This window comes from Streptomyces phytophilus, from assembly GCF_013870535.1.
GTDB lineage: Bacteria > Actinomycetota > Actinomycetes > Streptomycetales > Streptomycetaceae > Streptomyces > Streptomyces phytophilus.
Genome location: NZ_JACBXC010001667.1, coordinates 1 through 1090 on the forward strand (window position 1 = coordinate 1; position 1090 = coordinate 1090).

The window sequence follows — 1090 nt, forward strand, 5'->3', positions numbered from 1 at the left end:
GGTGGGCCGGGCGCTCGTGGAGGCGGTGAAGGCGCTGGACTTCCCGCCGGGCCGGGCGCAGGTCTTCGTGCACGGCGAGGCGGGGATGGTCAAGGAGCTGCGCCGGCACCTGCGGCTGGAGCGGCAGGTGCCGCGCGAGCAGTTGTCGGTCTCCGGCTACTGGCGGCTCGGCCACGACGAGGACGGCTGGCAGTCCTCGAAGAAGCAGTGGAACGAGGCCGTCGAGCGCGAGCAGGAGGTCCGGGAGGGTGCGGAGCCTTCCGCCGGCTCCGCACCCTGACCCCTCCCCCGGGCCTCTGAGCCTCAGACCGATCGCTGGTACGTACGGAACGTACGGGTGGACAGCAGCACCGCCGCCACCGCCACCGCGAGCAGCGCGCCGCCCCGCCCCAGCACTTCGCCCCAGTCGGGGTCGGCGGACAGCGCGCCCCGCCCGGCCACCACCGCCCAGTCGACGGGGTTGACGTCGGCGACGTGCCGCATCCAGGGCGGCATCAGCGCCGGCGCCATGAACGACGAGGACAGGAACGTCAGCGGCAGCAGCAGGAACGTGTTGATGCCGATGATCGACTCCCGCTGCCGCACCACCATGCCGATCGCGTTGGACATCGCCCCGAAGACGGTGCCCAGCAGGATCGCCGCGACCACGAGCACGAGCAGCCCGGCGGCCCCGCCCGCGTAGTCGGCGCCGGCGAGCAGCCCGAGCAGGATGATCACCACCGCCTGCACGAGCACGCTGAGGCCGTTGTTGATCACGTTGGCGTTCATCAGCGCCCCGCGGTTGACCGGGGTGGTCAGGAATCGGTTGAGGGTGCCGCGTTCGATCTCCTCCAGCGTGCCCATGCCGGCCCACATGCTGGAGCTGAGCGCGGTCATCACCACCACGCCGGGGACCAGGTAGTCCAGGTACGAGCCGGTGCCGAAGCCCGGCAGGTCGGTGATCCTGCGGAACAGGTTGCCGAACAGGAACAGCCAGATCACCGGCTGGAGCAGGGTGATCAGCAGGTACGCCGGCTGCCGCACGAACGCGGTCAGCTGACGCTGCGTCATATACCAGGTCTGGGCGGCGACCGCGCTCATCGCGCACCCC

Annotated in this window: 2 protein-coding genes; one reads left to right on the forward strand and one right to left on the reverse strand. The window is 71.0% G+C overall.

Going from position 1 to position 1090, the window contains the following annotated elements; translation table 11 throughout:
- Positions 1-280 (forward strand): siderophore-interacting protein (locus tag H5J30_RS35085; protein ID WP_181791837.1); only part of this gene is annotated, 280 nt, incomplete at its 5' end.
- A gap of 23 nt (positions 281-303) precedes the next feature.
- Here H5J30_RS35085 and H5J30_RS35090 read toward each other — a convergent pair.
- The gene (locus H5J30_RS35090) at positions 304-1080 is read right to left on the reverse strand and encodes an ABC transporter permease (RefSeq protein WP_181791838.1); all 777 of its coding nucleotides are present in this window, start codon (positions 1078-1080) and stop codon (positions 304-306) included.
- Positions 1081-1090: the final 10 nt, after the last annotated feature.